A 21,844-nucleotide genomic window follows, 5' to 3' on the forward strand; every position below is an offset into this window, starting at 1 on the left:
GCCGCCCCCGACTCCTTCCCCACCTCCGCCCGCTCCGGGGAGCCGGCCGACCGCTTCCGCGGGCACGGGGACGGCGCCGGCCCGCGGGCGTATCCTGACCCCCGGACCACTCGCCCACGGACGGCGCCCGCGAATGAACTTCCTCGTCACCGCCGGGAACACGCAGTCGCCGATCGACCGGGTGCGGTGCGTCACGAACGTGTTCACCGGCCGCACCGGGGCCGCCGTCGCCCGCACCGCCTGGGGCCGCGGCCACACCGTCACCCTCGCCACGTCCAACCCCGAAAGCCTGCCCGAGTTCGGCGTCAACCCGAAGGACCCCGGCGAGCGGTTCACCGTGCTGCCGTACCGCACGTTCGACGACCTGGCCCGGATCCTCCAGCAGCAGCTCCGCGGCGTACCGTTCGACGCCGTCTGCCACGCCGCCGCCGTCAGCGACTACCTCCCCGCCGGCACGTTCGCCCCGGAGCCGGGTACGTTCTTCAACGCCCGCCTCGGCGAGTGGGAGGCGATGATCGGGCCGCCGCGGCTGGCCGAGCAGACGGCGCCTAAGATCAAGAGCAGCGAGCCCGAGCTGTGGGTGCGGCTGGTGCGGGCGCCGAAGCTCGTGGACCGCTTCCGGGAGCCGTGGGGCTTCGCCGGCGTGCTCGTAAAATTCAAGCTGGAGGTCGGCCTCGGCGACGAGGAGCTGGTGGCGGTGGCGGACGAGTCCCGGCTGGCGAGCGGGGCCGACCTGATGGTGGCGAACACGCTGGAGGGCGCGGCGCACTTCGCGTACCTCGGGCCGCTGAACGACCGCTACGACCGGGTGCCGCGGCGCGACCTGCCGGACCGGCTGATCCTGGCGGTCGAGGAGCTGTACCAGAAGCGGGTGGCGAATGGCTAACGTGCTGCTGGGGGCGACGGGGAGCGTGGCCGCGGTGCGGGTGCCGGCGCTGGCGGCGGCGCTGGCGGCCGCCGGCCACGACGTGAAGGTCGTCGCCACCGACGCCGCCGCGTACTTCTTCGACCCGGCCGACCCCGCGCTCGCCGGCCGGCTGTACCGCGACGCCGACGAGTGGCCCGGCGAGCGCTACGGGCGCGGCGACTCGGTGCTGCACGTCGAGCTGCGGAAGTGGGCCGACCTGTTCCTGATCGCGCCGCTGGACGCGAACACGCTCGCCAAGCTGGCCGTCGGCCTGTGCGACAACTGCCTCACGTGCGTGTGGCGGGCGTGGGACCAGACGCGGCCGGTGGTGCTGGCCCCGGCGATGAACACGCTGATGTGGGAGCACCCGTTCACGCGGCGGCACCTCCGGTCGCTCGCCGCCGACTTCGGCGCGGGCCACATCCCCGCCCACCTCGACGGCGCCGCGCTGCTGGCGCAGATCAACGACCGCAGCCCGACGCTGCGGGTGGTGTCGCCGATCACGAAGCTGTTGGCGTGCGGCGACGTGGGCGTCGGGGCGATGGCCGAGGTGGCGGACGTGGTGGCAGCCGTTGTGAACCGCCGAGACGCCAAGACGCCAAGCAAGACACCGATCCAAATTTAAGTCTGTTGTCTGCTTGGCGACTTGGCGTCTCGGCGGTTCAACTCCGCATACCCGCGTCGCGCAGCAGCGCCGCCGTCGCCGCGTACGCCTCCGTCACCCACTCCACGATCTTCTCGGGCTCCGGCGAGTATTCGAGCTCGATGCTCACCGCCCCGCCCGCGTCCTCCACGCCCAGCGACGCGATCTCGCGCAGATACGGCGCGAAGTCCACCACCCCACGGCCCGGCGGCAGGTCGCCGTGCACCTTCCCGTCGCAGTCGCTGATGTGGACGTGGAACGCCCGCCCCTTCAGCGACCGCAACTCCTCCGGCTTCGTCCCCGCGAGCTGGAGGTGGCTCACGTCGATGTTGGCGCCGACGGCGGGGTGGTTCACGTCGTCGAGGAAGCGGCGCATGTTCGGCACGTCGTTCAGCAGCGACAGCTTGAACGGTTCGAGCTCCAGCGCGATCTTCAGGCCGAGCCCGCCGGCGTAGGCGCCGAGGTCCTTCAGCGCGGTGACGCCGGCGGCCCACTGCTCCGCGGGCGGGATCACCTGCCGGTCCCAGATGTACTCGCCGAGCACCAGCAGCAGGTTCTTCGCCCCCAGCTCGTAGCAGAAGTCGAGGTACGCCTCGCACCGCTCCAGGTGAAACCGCCGCACGCTCGGGTTGAAGTCGATGAGCCCGACCGCGACGCACGCCACGCTGACGACCGGCAGCCCGGCGGCGGCGCACTCGGTGCGGATGAGGGCGCGCTCGCGGGCGTCGAGGTCGAGCGGGTCGGCGAAGACGTCGATCGAGTCGAAGCCGATGGCCTTCGTCTGGCGGATGCCGTAGGCGGTACCCTTGCCGGCCTGGACCCAGGCCGAGTTGATGAGGCCGAGCTGCATGGGTCACCCGGGAGATAGGGGACACGGGACAGGGGACAGAATACGATTTTTGGGTACGCTCCCCGGGCGCCGCGGGCTAGGAACGGATGCGCCCCGGGGGTACACTCTCGGACTGTTCCCTGTCCCCTGGTCCCAGACTCCCGTCCCCTGTCCCCTGTCTCCTGAGGAAGCCCCCGGGGATGCTCGAGCACTTCAGCGACTACGGCTACATCGGCATCTTCCTGGCGCTGCTGGCGGCGGGGTGCGGGGTGCCGCTGCCGGAGGAGCTGCCGGTCATCATGGCCGGCATCATCGTCGGGCACGACGGCACCACCCTGAAGTGGTACCTGATGCTCCCGGTGGTCATCGCCGGGGTGGTGATGGGCGACGTGTTCCTGTACGGCATGGGCCGGTTCTGGGGCGACCGGCTGCTGAAGATCGGCTGGGTGCAGCGGACGTTGGTGCCGCCGGACAAGCGCGCCGAGATCGAGAAGAACTTCCACGACCGCGGCGTCATGGTGCTGCTGTTCGCCCGGCTGCTGCCCGGCATCCGCACGCCGATCTTCATCATGGCGGGGGTGCTGCGGGTGCCGTTCGGCCGGTTCATCCTGGCCGACGGCCTGTACGCCATCCCCGGCGTGAACGTCCTGTTCTGGCTGTCCTACTTCCTGACGGATCAGGTGTTGGTGGTGTTCCGGCAGCTGGAGCAGTACCGGCCGCTGGTGATGGTGGCGATCCTGTCGGCGGTGGCGGGGGCGCTGTTCCAGAAGTACGTGCTGACGCGGAAGATCAGCACCGGCGAGGCGCCGCACGTGCCGCCGATCATCGCCAAGCCGGCGGGGGCGGTGGTCCACGCGGTGGAGAAGGCGGTGGAGGTGGTGGCGCACGTGGCGCACCACCACAAGCCGGAGCCGCCTGCGGTGGCGCTGCCGGAGCTGGTGCCCGACCCGGCGGCCCCGCCGCCGGAGGAGAAGACGGGGTGAATGGCTCGCGGTTCCGTTGCCGCTTGCGGCTTGGCGCCGGGCAACGCCAAGCCGCAAGCGGCAACAGAACCGCGCAGTTACTCTACGTACAAGAACTCGTTCAGGCAGAACAGCACCTGGCAGAAGTCGGCCGCGGCCGCCTCGCGCGACGGGCCGGTCGTGCCGCGGAGGAACGCCGTCGCGTCGGCCAACTCGCCCGCGCTCGGGGCGCGGCCCAGCGCCAGCCGGTAGGCGCGCGTCGCCACCGCCGCGTCGTCGCCGGCCGCCAGCGCCCGCCTCGCCAGCCCCTTCGCCGCGGCCCGCACCTGCGGGTTGTTCATCAGGTGGAGTGCCTGCGGGGCGACGGTCGTGCTCGGCCGCTCGCCCACGCCGGCCGTGCCGTCGGGGGCGTCGAACACCGTCAGCGCCGGGATCAGGCGGCTGCGCTTCATCGTGAAATAAACACTGCGCCGGGTCATCCCGTCGTTCAGGCTGCCGGGCCCGAACGGCGTCGAGTCGAGGATGCCGCCGACGCTCAGAATACTATCCCGGATCACCTCCGCTTCCAGCCGCCGCACCGGAAACCGCCCGAACAGCCGGCCGTCCGGGTCGGCCTTCTCCTTCGCCGCGTCGCGGCCCGAGCCCTGCTGGTACGTACGGCTCAGCACGATCTGCCGGTGGATCGGCTTCAGCTTCCAGCCGCCGCGGACCAGCTCGGACGCCAGGAAGTCCAGCAGCTCGGGGTGCGACGGCGGCTCGCCGCGGACGCCGAAGTCGGACACCGTGGGGACGATGCCGCGGCCGAGGTGGCGCTGCCACAGGCGGTTCACGATGACGCGCGCCACGAGGTTGCCGGCGCCGCCGTCGGCGTCGGTGAGCCAGCGGGCGAAGGCGGCGCGGGTGTGCCGGGTGCGGCTGCCGGCCGGCGGCGGCGTCAGCCACTTCGCCTGGGCGTCGGCCGCGGGCATCAGCACCTGGAGGAACGACACGTCGGCCACGCCGTCCTTCTGCGCCGCGTCGCCGCGGCGGAGGTAGTGCGTCTCCTTCAGGAAGTCGTCGCCCTGCGAGTGGAGCCGGATCGGCGGCAGCCCCTCGCTGGTGACAAGCGCCTTCGTCAGGTTCGGCTTCGGAGCCTTCGCCAGGTGGTCGGCCGCGGCCTTGTTCCGCTCGCGCCAGCCGGCGTCCTGCGGGGCGAACCACGCCAGCAGCGCCGCCGTCTGCGCGGGCGTGCGCTCCTTGGCGGCGAACGCGGCGCGAACCGCTTCCGTCGCCGCGGGGGCGGTGAGATTCGCACCGGCGTCGGTGCTGACGGCCAGGCGCGGGCGGCCCATGCCGTGCCCGGTGTTGTTGTTGAACGCGAGCGTGACCGTGAACACCGTGCCGCCCGGGAAGCCGACCGGCTGTTCGAACGCGAACGCGGCGGCGTGGTCCTTGCCGAACTGCGGGTCGATCGCCCACGCGCTGTTCACGTTGCCGTCGATCGCATCCGCGACCCCGAGCCCCTTCTGCTCGAAGGTGGCGCGGGCGGCCGTCAGCTTCACCCGCTTCGCCTCCGCCGGCTTGTCCTTCGGCGCCGCCTGCACCTGCACGTTCGACAGCGCGAAGTTGCCGTTCGTGGCGCGGCCCGGCCCGCCGCGCACCAGCGACGGGTGCGTCAGCGCTTCCACCCGGAGCGCCTTCACGCCCGTCTCGGTGGTGACGAGCGTGAACTTCAAGTTCTCCGTCGTCGGGTTCTTGCCGGTGACCAGAACGCTACCGTCGCCCTGCTTCGTGGTCGTCGCCCCGCCGGCCGACGTGAGCCCGGTGATTTCCGGCAACACCCACGGGAATGACAGCGGGGTGTCACCGCGGGCCGTCTCCCACGCCGCGAGCTTGGCCGGCAGCTCCTCGGCCTCGTACTTCGTGACCGCCGCGGCGAGCGGGGCGTGGGCGGCGTCGAACGCGGCCTTGTCGCGGCGGTACTTCTCCGGCTCCAGGTCGAACTCCATCTCCGTCCGCACCGCGGTCGTGAACGCGCTCACCATGCGGTAGTAGTCGCGCGCCGGGACCGGGTCGTACTTGTGGTCGTGGCAGCGGGCGCAGCCGACGGTCAGGCCCAGGAACGTGGTGCCGACGTTGGCCACGATGTCGTCGAGCTCGTCGTAGCGGTGCTTGGCCACTTCGTTCTGCGTGATCTGCGTGCTGTGGACGCCGGCGGCGAGGTAGCCGGTGGCCATCACGGCCAGCGGGTCGGTCGGGGCGAGTTCGTCACCGGCGAGCTGCCAGCGGGTGAAGGTGTCGAACGGCAGGTCGGCGTTCAGCGCCTTGATGACGAAGTCGCGGTAGTGGTACGCCGTGGGCCGGTCGTAGTCGTGCTCGAACCCGTGGCTCTCGGCGAACCGCACGAGGTCGAGCCAGTGCCGCGCCCACCGCTCGCCGTAGGCCGGACTGGCGAGGAGTTCGTCCACCACCTTCTCGAACGCGGCCGGCGAGTGGTCCTTCTCGAAGGCGTCGATTTGCTCGGGCGTCGGCGGCAGGCCGATCAGGTCGAGGTAGACGCGCCGCAGCAGCACGCGCGGCTCCGCCGGCGCGCCGAGGTCGAGGCCTTTCTCCTTCAGCTTCGCCTGCACGAAGGCGTCGATCGCGGCCGGGGCCGCGGGGCGCTTCAGCGGCTGGAACGCCCAGTGCTGCCGGGCCTCGGGGGCGACCACCTTGCGCGTCCAGGCGGAGGCGGCGTCCTGGCCGAGGAGCGGGCGGTCGTAGGGGGCGCCGAGGTCGATCCACTCGGCGATGCGGGCGATGTCGGCGGCGGGGAGCTTGGCCCGCTCGTGCGGCATGTGCGGCTCGCGCTGGTGCGCGACGAGCTGGTACAGGAGGCTCTTCTTGTGGTCGCCGGGCACCACGGCCGGGCCGCCGGCGCCGCCCTTCAGCAGCGCCTCGCGGGTGCCGAGGTCGAACTCGCCCTCGACGCGGGTGCCGCTGTGGCAGCTCTGGCACTTCTTCGCCAGCACGTCGCGCACGGCCGATTTGAACAGCTCCGTCCCCTTCGCCATCTTCGCGGCGTGGTCGGGCGGCTGCGCGGTCGCGGTGACGGCGAGGGCGACGAGGGCGGCGAGCGGCAGCAGCCGGGGGGAGAGACCGAGCATCGGCGGAGCCTCGACGTGCCGGGGGGCGGGATGAGGTCAGTTTACCGGCGCCGGGCGCGGCGGGGAAGCGCCCCGGCCGGTACGATAGAGCGGACTCCGGAGCACCCCGCATGCGCGTCCTGGCGATCGGCGACGTTCACGGCTGCTCCCTCATGCTCGACGACCTGCTCGCGTGGGTCGCCCCGACCGCCGACGACACCGTCGTCACCCTCGGCGACTACGTGGACCGCGGCCCCGACAGCCGCGGCGTCCTCGACCGGCTGATTCGCATGAAGCGCGAGGGTACGCGGCTCGTGTGCCTCCGCGGGAACCACGAGCTGATGATGCTCGCCGCCCGCAGCGGCGACCCCGGGGCGTCCGCCGACTGGTTCAGCGTCGGCGGCCTCCAGACGCTCGGCTCCTACGGCGCAGCTCCCGGTCGCTCGGGCACCCTCGCCGACGTGCCGGCCGAGCACTGGGACTTCCTCGAATACCAGCTCGCGCCGTACTTCGAGACCGACACCCACATCTTCGTCCACGCCGGGGTCTTGTGCGGGTTCGCGCTCGGCGACCAGCCGGAGGAGTCGCTGTACTGGGACTTCCTGCCGCCCGCGATGCGGCACGTGTCGGGGAAGACGATCGTGTGCGGCCACACGTCGCAGAAGGGCGGCGTGCCGAAGGTGGTGCCGGGGGCGGTGTGCATCGACACGCACGCGCACGGCGGCGGATGGCTGACGTGCCTCGACGCGGCGAGTGGTCGCTACTGGCAGGTGAACCTGATGGGCAAGCGCCGCGAGGGGCGCGTCGAGTACGAGGGGTGACGCCGCGGTCGTGGGGCCGGTTGGGCACCGGCCCCACGAAACACCGCGGCCCGCCCGGTTTTCCCGGGCGGGCCGCGGCGCGTCACGACTCACCGTCGCGGGTCAGTCGCCGCCGCCCGGCAGCAGCGACACGCGCGGCAGCCGCACGTCGCGGCCGCCGGTGGCGAACACCGGCTGCGCCGACACGCTGTACGTCTGCCGGTCCGGGTTCAGCCGGTACGTCGCCCGGATGTCGGCCGACGCCCCCGTCCCGCGGATCACCTGGTCCCACGGCTGCACCACCAGCGGCAGCCGCGCGTCCGGGCCGGCCGCCGACCCCATCGCCGAGGTCGAGGCGCTGCCGGCCGCCGCCACGCCGCCGCCGAACCCGCGGGTGCCGGTCGGGACCGCCGCCCGGTCGTTCATCGCGGCCGTCCGCAGCGTCGTCACGTCCGGGTTCACCGGGGCCAGCTCCGTCCGGCTGCCGCCGTCGAGCCGCACTTCCACCGGCGTCGCCGAGCCCAGGTCGATCGTCACCAGGTCGTGCGACTCGCGGGGCGTCCCCTTGAACCGCGTGATCTTCAGCGTGGCCGTGTTGCCGACCGGCCGGCCGAACGCCGTCCGCGCCGTCACCCGGTACACGCCGCTGAACGCGCTGGCCGCGGTGTACGCCTCGGCCCGGCCGTCGTCCGTCTGCTCGATCCGGTCGCCGGTCAGCACGCCGCCGCCCACCGACCGCGGCGTCAGGGTCGTGCACACCGAGCCGCCCGGCTCCGTCACCGTCAGGTCCAGGTCGGCGGCGCCCTGCCACAGCAGCTCGATCGTCAGGTCGCGCTGCGTCTGCTCGGTCACCGTGCGGCGGAGCCCCGGGGTCGGGGTGCCGGCGGCGTCGAACCGGGCCACGAACCGCGGCAGCAGTTCCTTCACCCGGCCGTGGTAGTCCACCCCGTCGGTCTGGCCGAAGTCGCGCCGCAGCAGGCTGCTGGCGGCCCACTCCACCGTGTCGGGCGACACGTTGCGGGCCTTCTCGGCGTAGGCCAGGGCGTTGGCGTAAGCCGCGGGCTGGTCCGGGTCGCGGTCGGCGGCCCGGCGGCACAGCGCCACCGCCACGTCGTGGTTGCCGAGCTCCGCCTCGGCCTTCGCCGCGCGGATGTAGGCGCCCGGGTCGGCCGGGTCCAGGTCGATGGCCGACAGCGCCGCCCGCTCGACTTCCTCGGGGGCGGCGTTCGACATCTGCAGGGCGACGTGCAGCGCGCCGTGCGTCCACGCCTCGGTCGTCAGCCCCTTCCGCATGCCGGCCTTGAGCACCTCGGCGGCGTGGCCGTACTCGTCGAAGCCCATCAGGAAGTCGGCCGCGGCCACGATCAGCCCGGGGTCGGTCACGGTCCACTCGACGGCCTGGTTCCACTTCTTCTTCGGGTTCGAGTCGAGCGACTTGGCCAGCTGGGCCGCGTCGTTCTTCGGGTTGACGATGCCCGACTTCGGGGCCGGCGTCCCGGCGGCCACGGCCGCCGGCGCCTTCGGCTGGACGGCCTTCGGGGCGACCGGGGTGTTCGGCCCGATGACGAGTACCTTGGGGTTCGGGCCCGCGGCCATGCCGCCGCCGACCTTCTCCAGCTTGGTGCCGGCGTAGGGCAGGTACTTGCCGGTGCCGCGGACGATCAGGGCGTGCGCCGGCGGGTAGTAGCCGAGCGAGTTCTGCTGCTTGGCGTCGAGGAACGAGGCCTCGACCTCGGCCCCGGGCGCCTGGTTCTGCTGGCTGGAGTAGCCGGCCAGGCCCATCGTGCGGGCGTCCCACTCGCCGCGGGCCACGGTCTCCACGATGACGCCGATCAGCAGCGACTCCTGGGTGCCGCCCTGGAGGCCGAACTGGCCGCCGAGGTTGCCGAACTGGCCGACGCCGCCGTTGCCGCCCAGGCCGACGATGCCGCCCTGGCCGTTCTGGCCGCCGCCGAAGAACGGGTTACCCGCCCCGCCGCCGCCGCCGGGCGGGGCCGCCCCGCCGCCGCCGAACGGCTGAGCCCCGCCGTTCCCGCCGACGCCGAGGAAGTTGCCGCCGCCGAGGAACTGGGCCGCCCCCGACGCCGCCCCGAAGATCGCCAGCGTCTGCTGCTGGACGCCGAGGGTCTGTTGCAGGGTGGCCTGGTTCACGGCCGACGGGATCGGGATCACGAGGTCCGCCACGGCGAACGTCGTGGTGACCTTGTCCGTCAACCTCGCCTCGTAGGACGTGATCTCGATGTAGTCCGGCCGCACCACGTAGGTGATGTTCGGCACGCTGAGGCCGCGGAGGTACACGTCCAGGAACGTGCCGAGCCGCAGGCCGTTCAGCGTGCTGGCGCTCAGCTTGTTGGCGTTGGCCGTGCTCTGGTCCAGCCCTTCCATGCCGGGGGCGTTCTGGTTGATGACGAACGTGATCTCGTACCGCTTCGACAGGTCCGCCAGCACCTCCTGCAGCGGCGTGGTCTTCAGGTCCTTGCCCTGCAGCTCGACCGGCAGGCCGTCCTCGATGATGCTCCGCAGCCGGAGCATCGACGGGCTCGGCTGGGCGCCGAGGGCGGTGTTGCCGTAGCGGTCGCGGCGGCCCGGCCGCTGGCCGTCGCCCTCCGTCAGCTGCCGCCACACGGCCGCCGGCGGGAAGTGGACCGGCGGCTCGTCCGGGTACGGGATGTGGCTCTTCTCGGCCTGCATCATCGTGAGCAGGAACCGGTCCTCCCGGATGCGGACGAGCTCGCGCCACTCGCGGAGCTGCGTGGCGTGCTGGCCGATGATGTAGCTGGCGACGGCCGTCGAGGGCACCGTCTGGCCGCGGCTGACCCGCTCCTGGATCATCAGCTGCGCCTCCTGGTACGCGAGCTCGTACCGGGCCTGCTGCATCAGCTGGCGGAAGGCGTCGATGCGGGCCTTCGTGCGGTCCTCCTCGGCCTGCTGGCGGTCGAACTCGTTGAGCCGCTGCCGGGTCTTGGCGATCTGGTCGCGCTCGGCCGCGGCCTGCCGCTTGATCTCGGCGCCCTTCAGGAAGATCTCCTGCATCACCGCCGTCAGGTCCGAGACGTACCGGCCGCGGGCCGCGTCGCCGATGCCGGCGTAGGCCTGGATGTCGTCGCGCTGCCGCTTCAGCTCGGCGTAGGCGCCGTCCGGGTCCACCTTCAGGTTCTCCCGGGCGCGGCGGATGGTGGCGTCCACGAGCACGCGGTACCGCTGCTCCTCGACGCGCTTCAGGTCCGCCGCCTCCTGAATCAGGTCCGTCTGGGCGCGCGGCGTGAGCCCCGGCTGGCCGCCGGCCGGCGGCTGCGCGGCGGGCTCCTTCGCCCCCTCCTGGATGACCATCCGCACGGCCCCGGCCTTGTCGATCTTCAGGCCCTCGACCTTCGCCGCGGCCCGCTTGTCCATGTCGGCCTTGGTGATCTGGCCGGTCTTCATCCGCCCCACGAGCGCCAGCCCGGTGGCGACCTCGGTGTTGCTCGGGTCGATCTTCGCGGCCGCCTCGTACAGCTTGGTGGCGTCGTCGAGCTTGTTCAGGCTGACGGCCCACGTGGCCTGCGTGATGTACTCCTCGCGGTACAGGCTGATCTGCGTGGACGCCAGGGCCAGCGCCCGGTCGGCCTGCAGCATCGCCGGGGCGTCCTTGTGCGGGGCGTCCCGCCACTGGGCGAACATCAGGTTCAGGAAGAAGTGCTCGGGCAGCGGCGCCGGCAGGTCGTGGCCCAGGCTCAGCGTGACGGCGCGGGTACCGACGACGCCCTTCACCTCGGCGGTGACGCGCGGGGCGGCCTTCGCCAGCTTGCCGATGACGAGCGTGGCCTTGTCGGCCCGCAGCGGCGGCAGCTTCGACGGGAACGTTTCCGCCACGTCGGCCCCGAACTTGACGCTCTCGGGCTTCAGCACCGGCACGTCGAGGGCCGTCTTGAGGCGGGCGACGAACTCGCCGCGCTTGCTGACGTTGGCCAGGTCTTCCTGCACCCGGACGACGGTGCCGCCGGTGAGGGCCGCGAGGCCGTGCAGGTTGTTGGCGTTCACCTTGACGCCGAGCGGCACGGCGAAGAAGAACACGTCGCTCTGCTCCATCCGGCCGCCGAGGGCGACGCGGTCGCTCTCGTTGATCGGGTCGTAGGAGCTGTCGCCGTCGCCGAGGAACAGCACCAGCTGCTGCCGGCCACGGTTCGGGGCGACGGTGCCGAGCGCCTTGGCGAGCGCGCCCTTCAGGTCGGTGGCACCCGAGCCGTACTCGGTCTCGGTGAGCGCGGCGGCGGCGGCCTTCACGTCGTCGGACGTGGCCGGCTGGAAGTCCTTGGTGAGGTTCCGCGTGGCGGCGGGGGTGTTGGCCGTCCACACGCTGACGCGGTCGTCGGCGGCGAGCGCCCCGGCGAGGCCGATGATGATCTGGCGGGCCTGCTGGAGCGGCCGGCCGGCCTGGCTGGCGGACGTGTCCACGACGACCAGAATGTCGCGCGGCCGGGCGGGGGCGGCGGCGAGTTCGGGCTTGACCTGCCAGGCGAACAGGGTGTCGCCGGTGGTGCTCTTGTAGGTGAGCGCCGGGAGGTTGGTGAACTTGGTGACGGCGAGGTCTTCGGCGACCGGCCGGGCGTTCGGATTCTCGACGGGGACGGCGGTCTTGGCGGTGCCGCCGCGGAAGTCGCCGAACAGCGAGGTGCCGATCGAGACGCTGGCGGCGGCGACGGCCAGCAGTGCTGGGACCACCCGGAGTCGGGTCAGGAGTGTCATGAGCCAGGCGCTCCTTCGGGAAATCACGGGCCGAAGACGTGCGGGGGCCGGGTCCGGCGTGCCGCTTCCGTCCAGTCTAACCTGTGTAACGGCGGTGATCTAGCGACGTTGGCGGGTTGTGGGAATCCGTGAGATGGCGCGCCGGGCGCCGGCGCCCCGGCCGGCACCGCCGGCGCCGTCGGACCGTGCGGGCGGGGTGGAGGCGGGCGGGTTGTGCCGCCCGGGGCTTCGCGCCGCGGCGCGAAGCCCCGGGCGGCAACGGGGCTACTCCGGCACGTCCCAGACGTACACCTTCCGCATCACCGGGCACTGCGACGCCACCCGCCGCCCGTCGGGCGTGCACTCGACGGTCACCAGGGCGAAGTCCGTCACCTCCGGCGGGTACTCCAGGTCGTGAATCACGCCGCCCGTGCGGTGGTCGGCGATGACCACGTGCCGGATGTCCCGCCAGCCGCCGCCCTCCGGCAGCCGCTTCCGCCCCTGCACCGCGTACAGGATGCGGCCGCCGGTCATCGGCTTCAGCCGGGTGCTCGGCAGCCGGCCCCACAGGTTGTCCCACCACGTCATCCGCTCGCCGGTGCTAAGGTCCCACACCGCCTGCGCATCCTTCTCCGTCCGCACGACCATCGATTTGCCGTCCTCGGCGACCAGCACCGGCTCGCCCGGGTCGTCGCCCGTCTTCCGCGGGCGCTTGAGCGGCACCGTTTTGACCGCCCGGCCCGCCGTCACGTCCCACACCCGCGCCACCACGTCGTCGGCGTCGTACTGCACGGCCGCGACGCGGGTGCCGCCTTGGAACACCTGCGACAGGCCGTACACCGGGCTCCCCGCGTCCACCTCCGGCACCGATGCGGCGCCGGCCGGCCACGGCTGGAACCGCAGCGTCGACTTCTGGGCGGTCACCAGTAGCCGCCCGGACGGGGCAAACGAGTAGCGACCCGGCGACCGGCCAAACGTGGCGGCCTCGGTCTTCTGGCCCGTGGCTATGTCGTGGACGAACACGGCGGACGTGTTGTCGTAGACGGTCGTCTTGCCGCCGGCGGCGATCGGCCCGTGCCCCTCGAACTGGAGGATCGGCACGCCCACCCGCTTGCCGGAATCCACGTCGTAGAACGCTGTCATCGGGGCCAGCCCGGGGCCGTTCTTCCCGACCCCGAACTTGCCGAGGCCGAACACGCCCACGGTGCCGCCGTCCGCCGACAGGCTGACCGTCTTCAGCATCGGGTGGAGTGTCTCCTGGTACGCCACAGTCTTCGTCGGCAGGATGGTGCCCGCCGGCTTCGGCGCCGGCTTGTTCGCCCAGTCCGCGCCGCCGGTCACTTCGAGCGAGTCGAAGAACCCGTCCACGATCGCGGCCGGCGGGAGCTCGTTCTCCTTCGACACGGCCATGACGAACACGTCGTCGCCGACCACGGCCGAGCGGACGACCCAGCCCCACTTGCGGTCGCCGGAAGAAGTCTCGGCGACGACTTCCTTGCCCTGGTACTTCAAACCGACCGGCGCGGCCCGTCGGAGGACCTTGGCGCCGGGCCGATTCCGGAAGTCGAAGTCGGACCGGAAGGCTTCCACCCCCTCCCGCCGCCGCCGGTCGGCCGGGACGGTCGCAGGCGGGGTGACGCGGCCGACGGCGCACAGCACCTTCGACGGGGAATCCGCGAACCCTCCGTAGGGGCTGCGGAACATCCGCCCGGTGGCGCTGGCGTCGGCCGCTTCCCGGGCCCGGTACGCTTCCTCGGAGGGCGGGGCGGGCAGCGCGACGCGGAAGCCGCATCCGGGCACGTCGTAGACCATCCAGCCGTCCGGCACGGGCGTCTTCGTCGTCCGGGCGGGGGGGCTGTCGCCGGGGTTTGACGGGGGCTCCGGGGCCTCCGGGGTCTCCGGGGTGGTCGCGGCGGCCGGGGCGGCCGGGGCGGCCGGGGCGGGGACATCGGGCTTGTCGCGGAAGCCGAACCAGTACGCCGCGAAGCCGCCGCCCGCGAGCACCGCGACCGCCAGCAGCCCGGCGATCAGGGCGACCAAGGCGCCTGACTTCTTCGGCCGCGACTTCCCCCTGCGCCGCGGACGGTCGTCCGGCTCGTTGTCGTCAACCGGTCCGCGGCGCCACGGCGGGAACTCGTCGGCCGGCTCCGCGGCGCCGACGGGGACGGCCGTCTGGCACTCGGGGCACTTCACGCTCTTCCCCACAGCCGCGTCGTGGGCGGTCATGCGGGCGCCGCAGCCGGGGCAGACGACGACGGGCATGGGTCACCTGGGCGTGGGAGTTCGGGCGGTTATAAGGGTACGAACGAAGAACCGAGCGCCCGCCCCGCGGGCGCCCGAGTGACGCCGCGCGCGGCGGTACACCGCCGCGAGCGGCGTCATCCCGTCCGCCGCAGCAGCAGTGCGTGCTCGAACCGCGGGCGGTCGTGGAACGCCGCGGCGCTCGGCTCGTGGAAGTGCGGGCGGGCCTGGCTCGCCCGCGCCACCGGCTCGAACCCGCAGTCCCGCGACACGTCCGCCGCGATCTCGTCCGCCCGGATCGCCACGTCCCGCACCGCCGAGTCCGCCGCCACCAGCACCAGCGGGCCGCCCGGCTTCAGCACCCGACGCACCGCCTTCAGGAACCGCGACAGCTCCCACGCCCACGCCGCGGGGGCGTCCGCCGCGCTCATCCGCCGGTATTGCGCCCGGCTGCCGATCTCGCCGCGCACCATCATCCCCGCGTCCAGGTTCAGCCAGCGCAGCCGCAGCTCGTGGTGGTACAGGTAGTCGTACGTCGCCGCGTACGGCGGCGACGTGATCACCGCGTCCGCCACGCCGTCCCGCGGCGCCTTCAGCACCGTCGCGTCGTCGAGGCTCACGTCGCCGCGCGGCGGCAGCGGGCTCGGCAGCGCCCGCGAGAACGCCCCCAGCCGCGTCGCCCAGTCCTCAGCCTTCTGCGTGAACACCTTGGACGGGAACCCCGCCCGGATGCGCCGAACCACCACCCCGCCGGACGTGTCCCCCGGCCGCCGCGACACCTTCATCAGGATCGCCGACAGCACCAGCCCCAGGTCCAGCGTCGTCGGCTCGTCGGGGAGGCTCTCGATCTTCGATCGCAGCGAGTCGAGTTCCAGCAGCACGTGCGGGTCGAACAGCTCCACGTCCTCGGGCGGGTAGCGGCGGGTGGCGCCGGCGCGGGCGCGGCGGCGGTCGTCGGCGTGCTGCACCACCTCGGCGGCGCGAGCGACCAGGTACTCCACCTCGGGCTCGGTCCGCGGCCGCGTCTTGCAGCGGGCCAGGCGCACGGCCAGCGGGTTCAGGTCGCTGCCGAGCGCGGCGCGGCCGGCAAGCATCGCTTCGACCAACACCGTGCCGGAGCCGCAGAACGGGTCGTAGACGCGGCCGCCCGGCGGCGAAAACGCGCGCACGAGCCGGGCCGCGGTGGTGGGGTGCATCCGCGCCGGGTAGGTGTGGAAGCCGTGGACGTGGCTGCGCGCCGGGTCGCGGTCGTCGTCGGTGGACGGCTCCACGTCGAGGGCGTGGGCGAGCAGGTCGGCCTCGGCGCGGGGGCCGGCGGTGTCGGCGCGGCCGCCGACATGACTGAGTGATCGGCGCTTCCGGGGTTCGTCGGACATGGAGGACATCTTAGCGGCGGGGCGCCGCGGTAATGACGAATGACGAATGACGAATGGCTGCTGCGGTCATTCGTCATTCGTCATTCGTCATTACCGCGGCATCATCCCCGCGCGCCGCTCGGGCGGGGGCGGCCCCGCCGCGGGCGGCTCGCCCTTCGCCGCCGCCTCCGCGAGGCGGACGTAGCGGTGGTACTCCTCGGGCGGGAGGAGGCCGTCGCCGTCCAGGTCCATGGTGCGGTAGTCGGCCAGCGGGCGGCCGCTGAGGCGCCACTCGTACAGCCCCACCTGGCCGTCCATGTCCTTGTCGTACTGGTCGAACCACGCGGGGAGGCCGCCCTTGCGGGCCGCGGTCGCGGCCGCCTTCGCCTGCGCGTCGGCCGCCTTCGCCTGCCCCTCCAGCGCCTCCCCCACCCGGAAGTCGAAGTACTCGCGGTACTCCTCGGCCGTCACCCGGCGGTTGCCGTCGGCGTCGGCCCGGCGGGCGTCGGCGCGGAGGCGGTCGGTCCACTCCGGCGACTCCAGCTCGCCGCTGCCGTCGCGGTCGAGCACCCGGAACAGGCGGTCGGCGTCCGGCGGGCGCTCGCCGTCCTTCGGCGCCCGGGGCACGTCGCGGGCCAGCCGGCGGGCCAGGCCGGCGAACTCGTCGCGGCGGATCGACGGCACCGGCCCGAGTTCGAGCCGGGAGGCGGCGCGGTCGAACAGCTCGGCCAGCGGCCGGGTCGGGGCCGCGTCGCGCCGCCACTCCTTCGCGTCGCCGGCCAGCAGGTCGTACCACGCGTTGATGTCGTCCTCGGTCAGCCCGGCGGCGACCTTGCCGGGGTACGCCTTGCCGAGCTCGCGGTGCCAGCGGGTGGCCTCGTTGTCGGCCGCCTTCGCCGCGCGCTCGGCCGCCCGGGCGATCGACTTCTCCTCGAACTGCTCCTGCTCCCACGCCTCGCCCTTGGCGGTGCGGTCCTTCCGGGTCGGCGGCTCCTGGGCCGGCCCGGGGGCGGCGAGCAGGGCGAGCAGGACGCCGACGGCGGCGGGGCGGGGGAGGCGGGTCATCAGGCGGGCCCGGGGAGGGCGGGGGGCGGGAACGGGCGAGTCGGCGGGTGACGCTACTGTACCCGCGCGGCGGGCGGGTGTCACGCCCGACCCGTAGAATGCGCCCATGCGCGTGATCCTCTTCGACATCGACGGCACCCTGGTCCGCACCGGCGGCGCCGGCAAGGCGGCGATGGAAGACGCCCTCCGGGCCGAGTTCGCCGTCCGCGACATCAAAGACACCGTGCCGTACAGCGGCCGCACCGACCGGGCCATCGCCCGCGATTTGTTGCGGGTCCACGGCATCCCCGACACCGCCGCCAACGAGCGGACCCTGCGCGAGGCGTACCTGGCGCAGCTGCCCCACACGCTGGGCCGCTACCCGGGGCTGGTGTGCCCCGGCGTCGCGGAGCTGGTGGCGGAGCTGGCGGCGTGCCCGAACACGCTGCTCGGGTTGCTCACGGGGAACGTCCGCGCCGGGGCGGCGACGAAGCTCGGGCACTACGGCCTGTGGCACCACTTCCGCTGCGGCGGGTTCGGCGACGACCACTACGACCGCGACGACGTGGCCCGCGCCGCCGTGGCGAGCGCGCGGCAGACGGCCGGGCGCGACTTCGACCCGCGGGCGGTGTGGGTCGTCGGCGACACGCCGCTCGACGTGAGCTGCGCCCGCGCCGTGGGGGCGAACGCCGTCGCCGTGGCGACCGGGTGGCACCCGCTGGAGGAGCTGACGGCGTGCGAGCCGGACCACGCCTTTGCCGACCTGTCGGACCTGCGCCGCGTGCGCACCATCTGGGCGGCTCAGCAGATGAGGGGGTGAGGGGGTGAAGGGGTGAGCAAGCAGTGCTCGTCACCCCTTCACCCCCTCACCCCTTCACCCCCTCAGCGCCGTAAAACAACGACATCGAATTCCAGGGAGTCGTCCATGACCTCGATCGACCTGTCCGGCAAGATCGCGCTCGTCACCGGCGTCGGCGACAACGAGAGTTTCGCGTGGTTCATCTCCAAGGCGCTCCAGGCGGCCGGGGCGAAGGTGGCGCTGGCCTGTCACCCGCGCATGGTGAGCATCGTCGAGAGCATCCTCACCCGCGACGGCGACCGCGACAGCCGCCTCCTGCCGGACGGCTCCGAGTTCAAGCCGGTGAAGGTGCTGCCGTGCGACGCCAGCTACGACACGATGGACGACGTGCCCGCCGAGGTGAAGGCCGACCGCCGCTACGCCAAGTTCCCCGAGTACTCCATCAAGGGGACCGTGGACGCGATCGGCCAGGAGTTCGGCGGCATCGACATCCTGATCCACTCGGTGGCGTTCAGCCGGGAGATCACCAAGAGCCTCATCGACACGAGCCGCAAGGCGTACCACGAGGCGATGGGGATTTCGTCGTACTCGCTGGTGAGCCTGACACGGGCGGCGGCGCCGTACATGGCGAACCGGCCCGGCGGGGCGAGCGTGGTCGGCCTCACCTACGTGGCCGGGGAGCGGGTGGTGCCGCACTACGGCGGCGGCATGGGGACGTGCAAGGCGGCGCTGCAGATGGACGCGAAGCAGCTGGCGTGGTTCGTGGGCGACCGGAACGTGCGGGTGAACCTGATCTCGGCGGGGCCGTACGCCAGCCGGGCGGCGCGGGCGATCAACAAGGACTTCGACAAGCTGATCGAGCACGCGGCGGCGCACTCGCCGCTGCGCCGGCCGATCGGCCCGGAGGAGGTGGCGAACGCGACGCTGTACCTGTGCAGCCCGCTGGCGTCGGCGGTGACGGGTCAGATCCTGTACGTGGACTGCGGCTACAACGTGATGGGGAACTGACCGTGACCGAGCCGATCCGCCTGACGAAGCTGGCCAAGCGGGCCGGGTGCGCCGCCAAGCACCCGCCCGGCTTCCTGCTGCCGCTCCTCGGGCTGCTCCCGCCCACCACCGACCCCAACGTCCTCGTCGGCAGCAGCACCGCCGACGACGCCGCCGTCTACCGGCTCACCGCCGACACGGCGCTCGTCCTCACCACCGACTTCTTCACCCCCATCGTGGACGACCCGCGCGACTTCGGCCGCGTCGCCGCGGCGAACGCGCTGTCCGACGTGTACGCCATGGGCGGCAAGCCGCTCGCCGCGCTCAGTATCGTCGGCTTCCCCGACACGCTCCCCGCCGCCGTCCTCGGCGCCATCCTCGCCGGCGCCCACGAAGTCGCCGCGGAGGCCGGCGCCGCCATCGTCGGCGGGCACACCATCAAGAGCGAGGAACCCATCTTCGGCCTCGCCGTCACCGGCACTGTTCACCCCGAGCGCGTGCTCAGCAACGCCGGCGCGCAGCCGGGCGACGCCCTCATCCTGACGAAGCCGCTCGGCCTCGGCATCATCACCACCGCGGCGAAGAACGACCGCGATTCCCGCGGCGCCATCACCGAAGCGATCGGCGTCATGACCACGATCAACCGCGCCGCCTCGGAGGTGTTCGCGGCACACGGCGCGCACGCGCTCACGGACGTGACCGGGTTCGGCCTCCTCGGCCACCTGCGGAACATGACCGCGGCCAGCGGCGTGACGGCCGACGTGTGGGCGGCGCGGGTGCCGGTGCTGGCGGCGGCGCGGGAGTACGTGTCGGCCGGCATCGCCCCCGGCGGCACCCGGGCCAACCTCGCCTTCCTCGCCGACTGGGTGAGCTACGCCGCCGACGTGCCCGACACCGACCGGCTGCTGCTGTGCGACGCGCAGACCAGCGGCGGCCTCCTCGCCGCGGTGCCGGACGCCGACGCGACGCTGCGGGCGCTCGCCGACGCCGGCGTGACGGGCGCGGTCGTGGGCCGCATCAGCGGCCGCGGCGCGGGGCGGATCACGGTTACCGTTTGACACCACCCCGGCGCCCGGGTAGCCTGCCACTTCAGATCGACTCGCGTGCCCCTCTCCCCCCTCACCGGGAGGCACGACCGTGTCTACCGACGCGCTCTTCTCCGACGCCGTCGCCCGCGCCGTGCTGTCCGACGCGCCGGCCGGCCACGCCGAACACCTGTGCTGCCGGTTCTGCGGCAGCGACGCCGCCGGCACCCGCGAGTGCTGCCTGCGGGTCGCGGAGCGGCACGCCGTCGGGCGTACCTGGACGAACGTCCGCGCCGTGTGCTGCCCGCGCTGCTTCCGCCGCGGTGCCGCCGTGGGGCGCGCCCGCCTCGCCGCGCTGGCGTGGCTGGGCGCGTGGGCGGTGGCGGGGGCGGTGCTGGTGGTGGCCGCCGCGCTGACGGAGCCGCCCTGGCTCGCGGCCGCGGCGGCGGCGGGCGTGGCGGCGGGGCTCGCGCTCCCGGTGGTGCTGTACCGTAGCTTCGCGGCGCGGCGGATGGCGGCGCTGCTGGGGGCGGACCGCGACGCGCGGCTGCGCTGCCGCGTCGGCGTGGGCGGCTGGGGCGTGACGACGGCGCTGGGGTTCCGCGCGGCCGTGCCGCCGCGCGAGCTGAGCACGCCGCTGGACGGGGTTTAGACTCCCGCGGGGGTTGGCGTTTGACGCCGGCCGCGCGGGCGGGTAGCCTCACGCACGACCCGCCACTTCGACCCCCGGAGCCGACCGCCCATGGAGACCATCGGCACGATCATCTACTTCGTCGGCCTGATCGCGTGCATCGCCGGCAGCATCTGGATGCTCGTCCTCGCCTTCCAGGAGAGCATCCTGTGGGGGCTCGGGTGCCTGTTCGTCCCGTTCGTCGGGCTCGTGTTCCTCATCATGCACTGGCCGGCCACGAAGAACCCGCTGTTCGTCTACGTCGGCGGCCTCGCCGGGCTCGTCCTCGGCGCCGTACTCGGGCCGTCGGGGTGACCCCCCGGAAAACGACGAAGCCGGGGGTGAAAACCCCCGGCTTCGTCGGGCCGAACGGGCGGCGGCCTACTGCTCGCCCATCGGGTCGTGGATCATCGGGTCGAGGTGCTTCGTGTTCCGCTCCACGGCCAGCACGATCGTCCGCTCCTCGCCGCCGTCGGCGCTCGTCGCCACGGCCGGGATGATCTGCCGGCTGTCCGGCAGGCTGAACCGCATCGTGAACGTGCCGTCGGGCCGCAGCTTCACCGGCTCGTTCTGCAGCGTGCAGTGGGCCGCCGGGTCCGTCTTGCCGTACACGATGAGTTCGGCGTCGATCTCGAACTGGAACTTCTTCAGGCTCGCCGGCAGCGCCGCGCCCGTGCCGAAGCCGGTGTCCTTCGGGGCGCCCAGCGGCCGCCGCAGCCGCTCCTCGAACAGCTCCTTCAGCTCGGCGCTGCCGCCGCCGTTGTCGAACCCGGTGGACATGGCGATGAGCCGCTCGGCCTTCTTCGGGTCGAGCTCGCCCATCCCCACGTCCAGCGCCTCGGTGCTGCCGGCCTTCGGCGGCGTCACCACGTTCGACCGGGCCAGCACGAAGAACTCGCCGCGGCGCGAGACGTACCCGATGTCCGCCCGGTACGACCGCGGCGGCTGCGGGATGTCGATGTACCAGTTGTTGCACTCGCCGTGCACCTGCACGTCGCGCACCGGCGTCTCCGACGTGCTCGTCGTGTCGGTGCTGGTCACGTCGAACACGCGGATGATGGGCCGGGCGCCGTACCAGTCCTGCTTCAGGGCGGCCTCGGCGCGCTGCACCGACTGGTGCGTCAGCTCCCAGTACGCGTGGAGCCAGAACGGGTCCGGCACCATCAGCAGGATGCGGTCCTTGGTGGCGCCGACGGCCGCGGCCGACAGGTCCTTCGCCGGCGGGATGGCCGCCGGCGGCGGGGCGTTCGTCTTGATCAGCGGCTTGACGGGCGGCTTGAGCGCGGCCGCGGGGGGCGTCGGCTTCGCCGCGGGTACGACGGGCCTGGCGGCGACCGGCGCCGGCTTCGGCGGCGGGAGCGCGACTCGGGCCGCGGGGCGGTGCGTGCCGTTGACGGCGGGCTTGGGGGCGCGCGTCGCCGCGGGCTTGGGGGCACGCGTCGCCGCGGGCTTGGCCGGCTTGGTCACCTTCGCCGCCGACTTGGCGACCGGCTTGGCCGCGGGGCGGGGCGCCGGCTTCGGCGCGGGCTTGGCCGTGAGGCGGCCCAGCGCTTTCACGAGGTCGTCTTTGGCCATCCGCTCCCAGCCGCGGACGCCCTTCCGCTTGGCCATGTCGGCCAACTCTTTCTTCGACCGGTCGCCGAGCGCACCTGCGGTCTTCATCGTGCGGCCACTCCGTCTCGCCGGTGGGGCCGGCGGTCGCGGGACGGGGCTTCGGCGTCCGAGCCGGGGTCGGGGTCCGGGGTCCGACCCGGACAGGGGCACCGGTGGAAGC

Annotated in this window: 16 protein-coding genes; 9 read left to right on the top strand and 7 right to left on the bottom strand. The window is 73.1% G+C overall.

Annotation, left to right across the window (positions count from 1 at the left end; translation table 11 throughout):
* Positions 1 to 133: 133 nt before the first annotated feature.
* Positions 134 to 886 (top strand): phosphopantothenoylcysteine decarboxylase domain-containing protein, encoded by a 753-nt coding sequence (locus ETAA1_RS29455; RefSeq protein ID WP_145244180.1) that lies wholly within the window; start codon positions 134 to 136, stop codon positions 884 to 886.
* A complete protein-coding gene (locus tag ETAA1_RS29460; protein ID WP_145244181.1) occupies positions 879 to 1,532 on the top strand; it encodes a flavoprotein in 654 nt (217 codons plus the stop codon). The genes ETAA1_RS29455 and ETAA1_RS29460 overlap by 8 nt, the downstream gene beginning before the upstream one ends.
* Before the next feature lie 37 nt (positions 1,533 to 1,569).
* Here the strand turns inward: ETAA1_RS29460 and ETAA1_RS29465 are convergent, their stop codons facing one another.
* Complete coding sequence (locus tag ETAA1_RS29465; RefSeq protein WP_145244182.1) at positions 1,570 to 2,400, bottom strand: sugar phosphate isomerase/epimerase family protein; 831 nt, start codon at positions 2,398 to 2,400, stop codon at positions 1,570 to 1,572.
* Between the two features lie 179 nt (positions 2,401 to 2,579).
* Here ETAA1_RS29465 and ETAA1_RS29470 point away from each other — a divergent pair, with 179 nt between their 5' ends.
* Positions 2,580 to 3,362, top strand: coding sequence for a DedA family protein (locus tag ETAA1_RS29470; protein WP_202920504.1), 783 nt, complete (start codon positions 2,580 to 2,582; stop codon positions 3,360 to 3,362).
* Between the two features lie 77 nt (positions 3,363 to 3,439).
* On the opposite strand, the gene ETAA1_RS29475 is transcribed toward ETAA1_RS29470, so the two are convergent.
* A complete protein-coding gene (locus ETAA1_RS29475) occupies positions 3,440 to 6,466 on the bottom strand; it encodes a PSD1 and planctomycete cytochrome C domain-containing protein (protein WP_145244184.1) in 3,027 nt (1,008 codons plus the stop codon).
* Between the two features lie 110 nt (positions 6,467 to 6,576).
* Between ETAA1_RS29475 and ETAA1_RS29480 the strand changes: the two genes are divergently transcribed.
* Positions 6,577 to 7,266 carry a metallophosphoesterase family protein gene (locus ETAA1_RS29480; protein WP_145244185.1) on the top strand — a complete coding sequence of 230 codons (690 nt, stop codon included), beginning with the start codon at positions 6,577 to 6,579 and terminating at the stop codon, positions 7,264 to 7,266.
* 102 nt (positions 7,267 to 7,368) lie between these two features.
* On the opposite strand, the gene ETAA1_RS33640 is transcribed toward ETAA1_RS29480, so the two are convergent.
* The 4 genes from ETAA1_RS33640 to ETAA1_RS29500 form a co-directional block, all read right to left on the bottom strand.
* Positions 7,369 to 11,970 (bottom strand): VWA domain-containing protein, encoded by a 4,602-nt coding sequence (locus tag ETAA1_RS33640; RefSeq protein WP_145244186.1) that lies wholly within the window; start codon positions 11,968 to 11,970, stop codon positions 7,369 to 7,371.
* Positions 11,971 to 12,234: 264 nt separating this feature from the next.
* Complete coding sequence (locus ETAA1_RS29490; RefSeq protein WP_145244187.1) at positions 12,235 to 14,211, bottom strand: WD40 repeat domain-containing protein; 1,977 nt, start codon at positions 14,209 to 14,211, stop codon at positions 12,235 to 12,237.
* Positions 14,212 to 14,327: 116 nt separating this feature from the next.
* On the bottom strand, positions 14,328 to 15,566 hold the full coding sequence (locus ETAA1_RS29495) for a DNA methyltransferase (RefSeq protein ID WP_202920505.1): 1,239 nt from the start codon (positions 15,564 to 15,566) through the stop codon (positions 14,328 to 14,330).
* A gap of 90 nt (positions 15,567 to 15,656) precedes the next feature.
* Complete coding sequence (locus tag ETAA1_RS29500; RefSeq protein ID WP_202920506.1) at positions 15,657 to 16,610, bottom strand: EF-hand domain-containing protein; 954 nt, start codon at positions 16,608 to 16,610, stop codon at positions 15,657 to 15,659.
* A 106-nt stretch (positions 16,611 to 16,716) separates the two neighbouring features.
* Here ETAA1_RS29500 and ETAA1_RS29505 point away from each other — a divergent pair, with 106 nt between their 5' ends.
* From ETAA1_RS29505 to ETAA1_RS29525, 5 genes are all read left to right on the top strand, one after another.
* On the top strand, positions 16,717 to 17,409 hold the full coding sequence (locus ETAA1_RS29505) for an HAD family hydrolase (protein WP_145244190.1): 693 nt from the start codon (positions 16,717 to 16,719) through the stop codon (positions 17,407 to 17,409).
* Between the two features lie 105 nt (positions 17,410 to 17,514).
* On the top strand, positions 17,515 to 18,396 hold the full coding sequence (locus ETAA1_RS29510; RefSeq protein ID WP_145244191.1) for an SDR family oxidoreductase: 882 nt from the start codon (positions 17,515 to 17,517) through the stop codon (positions 18,394 to 18,396).
* Positions 18,397 to 18,398: 2 nt separating this feature from the next.
* Positions 18,399 to 19,433, top strand: a complete 1,035-nt coding sequence (gene selD / locus ETAA1_RS29515) for a selenide, water dikinase SelD (protein ID WP_238389323.1) — start codon at positions 18,399 to 18,401, stop codon at positions 19,431 to 19,433.
* Between the two features lie 79 nt (positions 19,434 to 19,512).
* Entirely contained in the window at positions 19,513 to 20,052 is a 540-nt protein-coding gene (locus tag ETAA1_RS29520; protein WP_145244192.1) for a hypothetical protein, read from the top strand.
* A 90-nt stretch (positions 20,053 to 20,142) separates the two neighbouring features.
* On the top strand, positions 20,143 to 20,385 hold the full coding sequence (locus ETAA1_RS29525; protein WP_145244193.1) for a hypothetical protein: 243 nt from the start codon (positions 20,143 to 20,145) through the stop codon (positions 20,383 to 20,385).
* A 66-nt stretch (positions 20,386 to 20,451) separates the two neighbouring features.
* On the opposite strand, the gene ETAA1_RS33235 is transcribed toward ETAA1_RS29525, so the two are convergent.
* The gene (locus ETAA1_RS33235; RefSeq protein WP_202920507.1) at positions 20,452 to 21,732 is read right to left on the bottom strand and encodes a DUF4912 domain-containing protein; all 1,281 of its coding nucleotides are present in this window, start codon (positions 21,730 to 21,732) and stop codon (positions 20,452 to 20,454) included.
* Positions 21,733 to 21,844: the final 112 nt, after the last annotated feature.

This window comes from Urbifossiella limnaea (assembly GCF_007747215.1).
GTDB classification, from domain to species: Bacteria; Planctomycetota; Planctomycetia; order Gemmatales; family Gemmataceae; genus Urbifossiella; species Urbifossiella limnaea.

Coding starts and splice junctions, on each gene's coding strand:
- ETAA1_RS29455 (WP_145244180.1), top strand. CDS start 134: ATGAACTTCCTCGTCACCGCCGGGAACACGCAGTCGCCGATCGACCGG.
- ETAA1_RS29460 (WP_145244181.1), top strand. CDS start 879: ATGGCTAACGTGCTGCTGGGGGCGACGGGGAGCGTGGCCGCGGTGCGG.
- ETAA1_RS29465 (WP_145244182.1), bottom strand. CDS start 2,400: ATGCAGCTCGGCCTCATCAACTCGGCCTGGGTCCAGGCCGGCAAGGGT.
- ETAA1_RS29470 (WP_202920504.1), top strand. CDS start 2,580: ATGCTCGAGCACTTCAGCGACTACGGCTACATCGGCATCTTCCTGGCG.
- ETAA1_RS29475 (WP_145244184.1), bottom strand. CDS start 6,466: ATGCTCGGTCTCTCCCCCCGGCTGCTGCCGCTCGCCGCCCTCGTCGCC.
- ETAA1_RS29480 (WP_145244185.1), top strand. CDS start 6,577: ATGCGCGTCCTGGCGATCGGCGACGTTCACGGCTGCTCCCTCATGCTC.
- ETAA1_RS33640 (WP_145244186.1), bottom strand. CDS start 11,970: ATGACACTCCTGACCCGACTCCGGGTGGTCCCAGCACTGCTGGCCGTC.
- ETAA1_RS29490 (WP_145244187.1), bottom strand. CDS start 14,211: ATGCCCGTCGTCGTCTGCCCCGGCTGCGGCGCCCGCATGACCGCCCAC.
- ETAA1_RS29495 (WP_202920505.1), bottom strand. CDS start 15,566: ATGTCCGACGAACCCCGGAAGCGCCGATCACTCAGTCATGTCGGCGGC.
- ETAA1_RS29500 (WP_202920506.1), bottom strand. CDS start 16,610: ATGACCCGCCTCCCCCGCCCCGCCGCCGTCGGCGTCCTGCTCGCCCTG.
- ETAA1_RS29505 (WP_145244190.1), top strand. CDS start 16,717: ATGCGCGTGATCCTCTTCGACATCGACGGCACCCTGGTCCGCACCGGC.
- ETAA1_RS29510 (WP_145244191.1), top strand. CDS start 17,515: ATGACCTCGATCGACCTGTCCGGCAAGATCGCGCTCGTCACCGGCGTC.
- ETAA1_RS29525 (WP_145244193.1), top strand. CDS start 20,143: ATGGAGACCATCGGCACGATCATCTACTTCGTCGGCCTGATCGCGTGC.
- ETAA1_RS33235 (WP_202920507.1), bottom strand. CDS start 21,732: ATGAAGACCGCAGGTGCGCTCGGCGACCGGTCGAAGAAAGAGTTGGCC.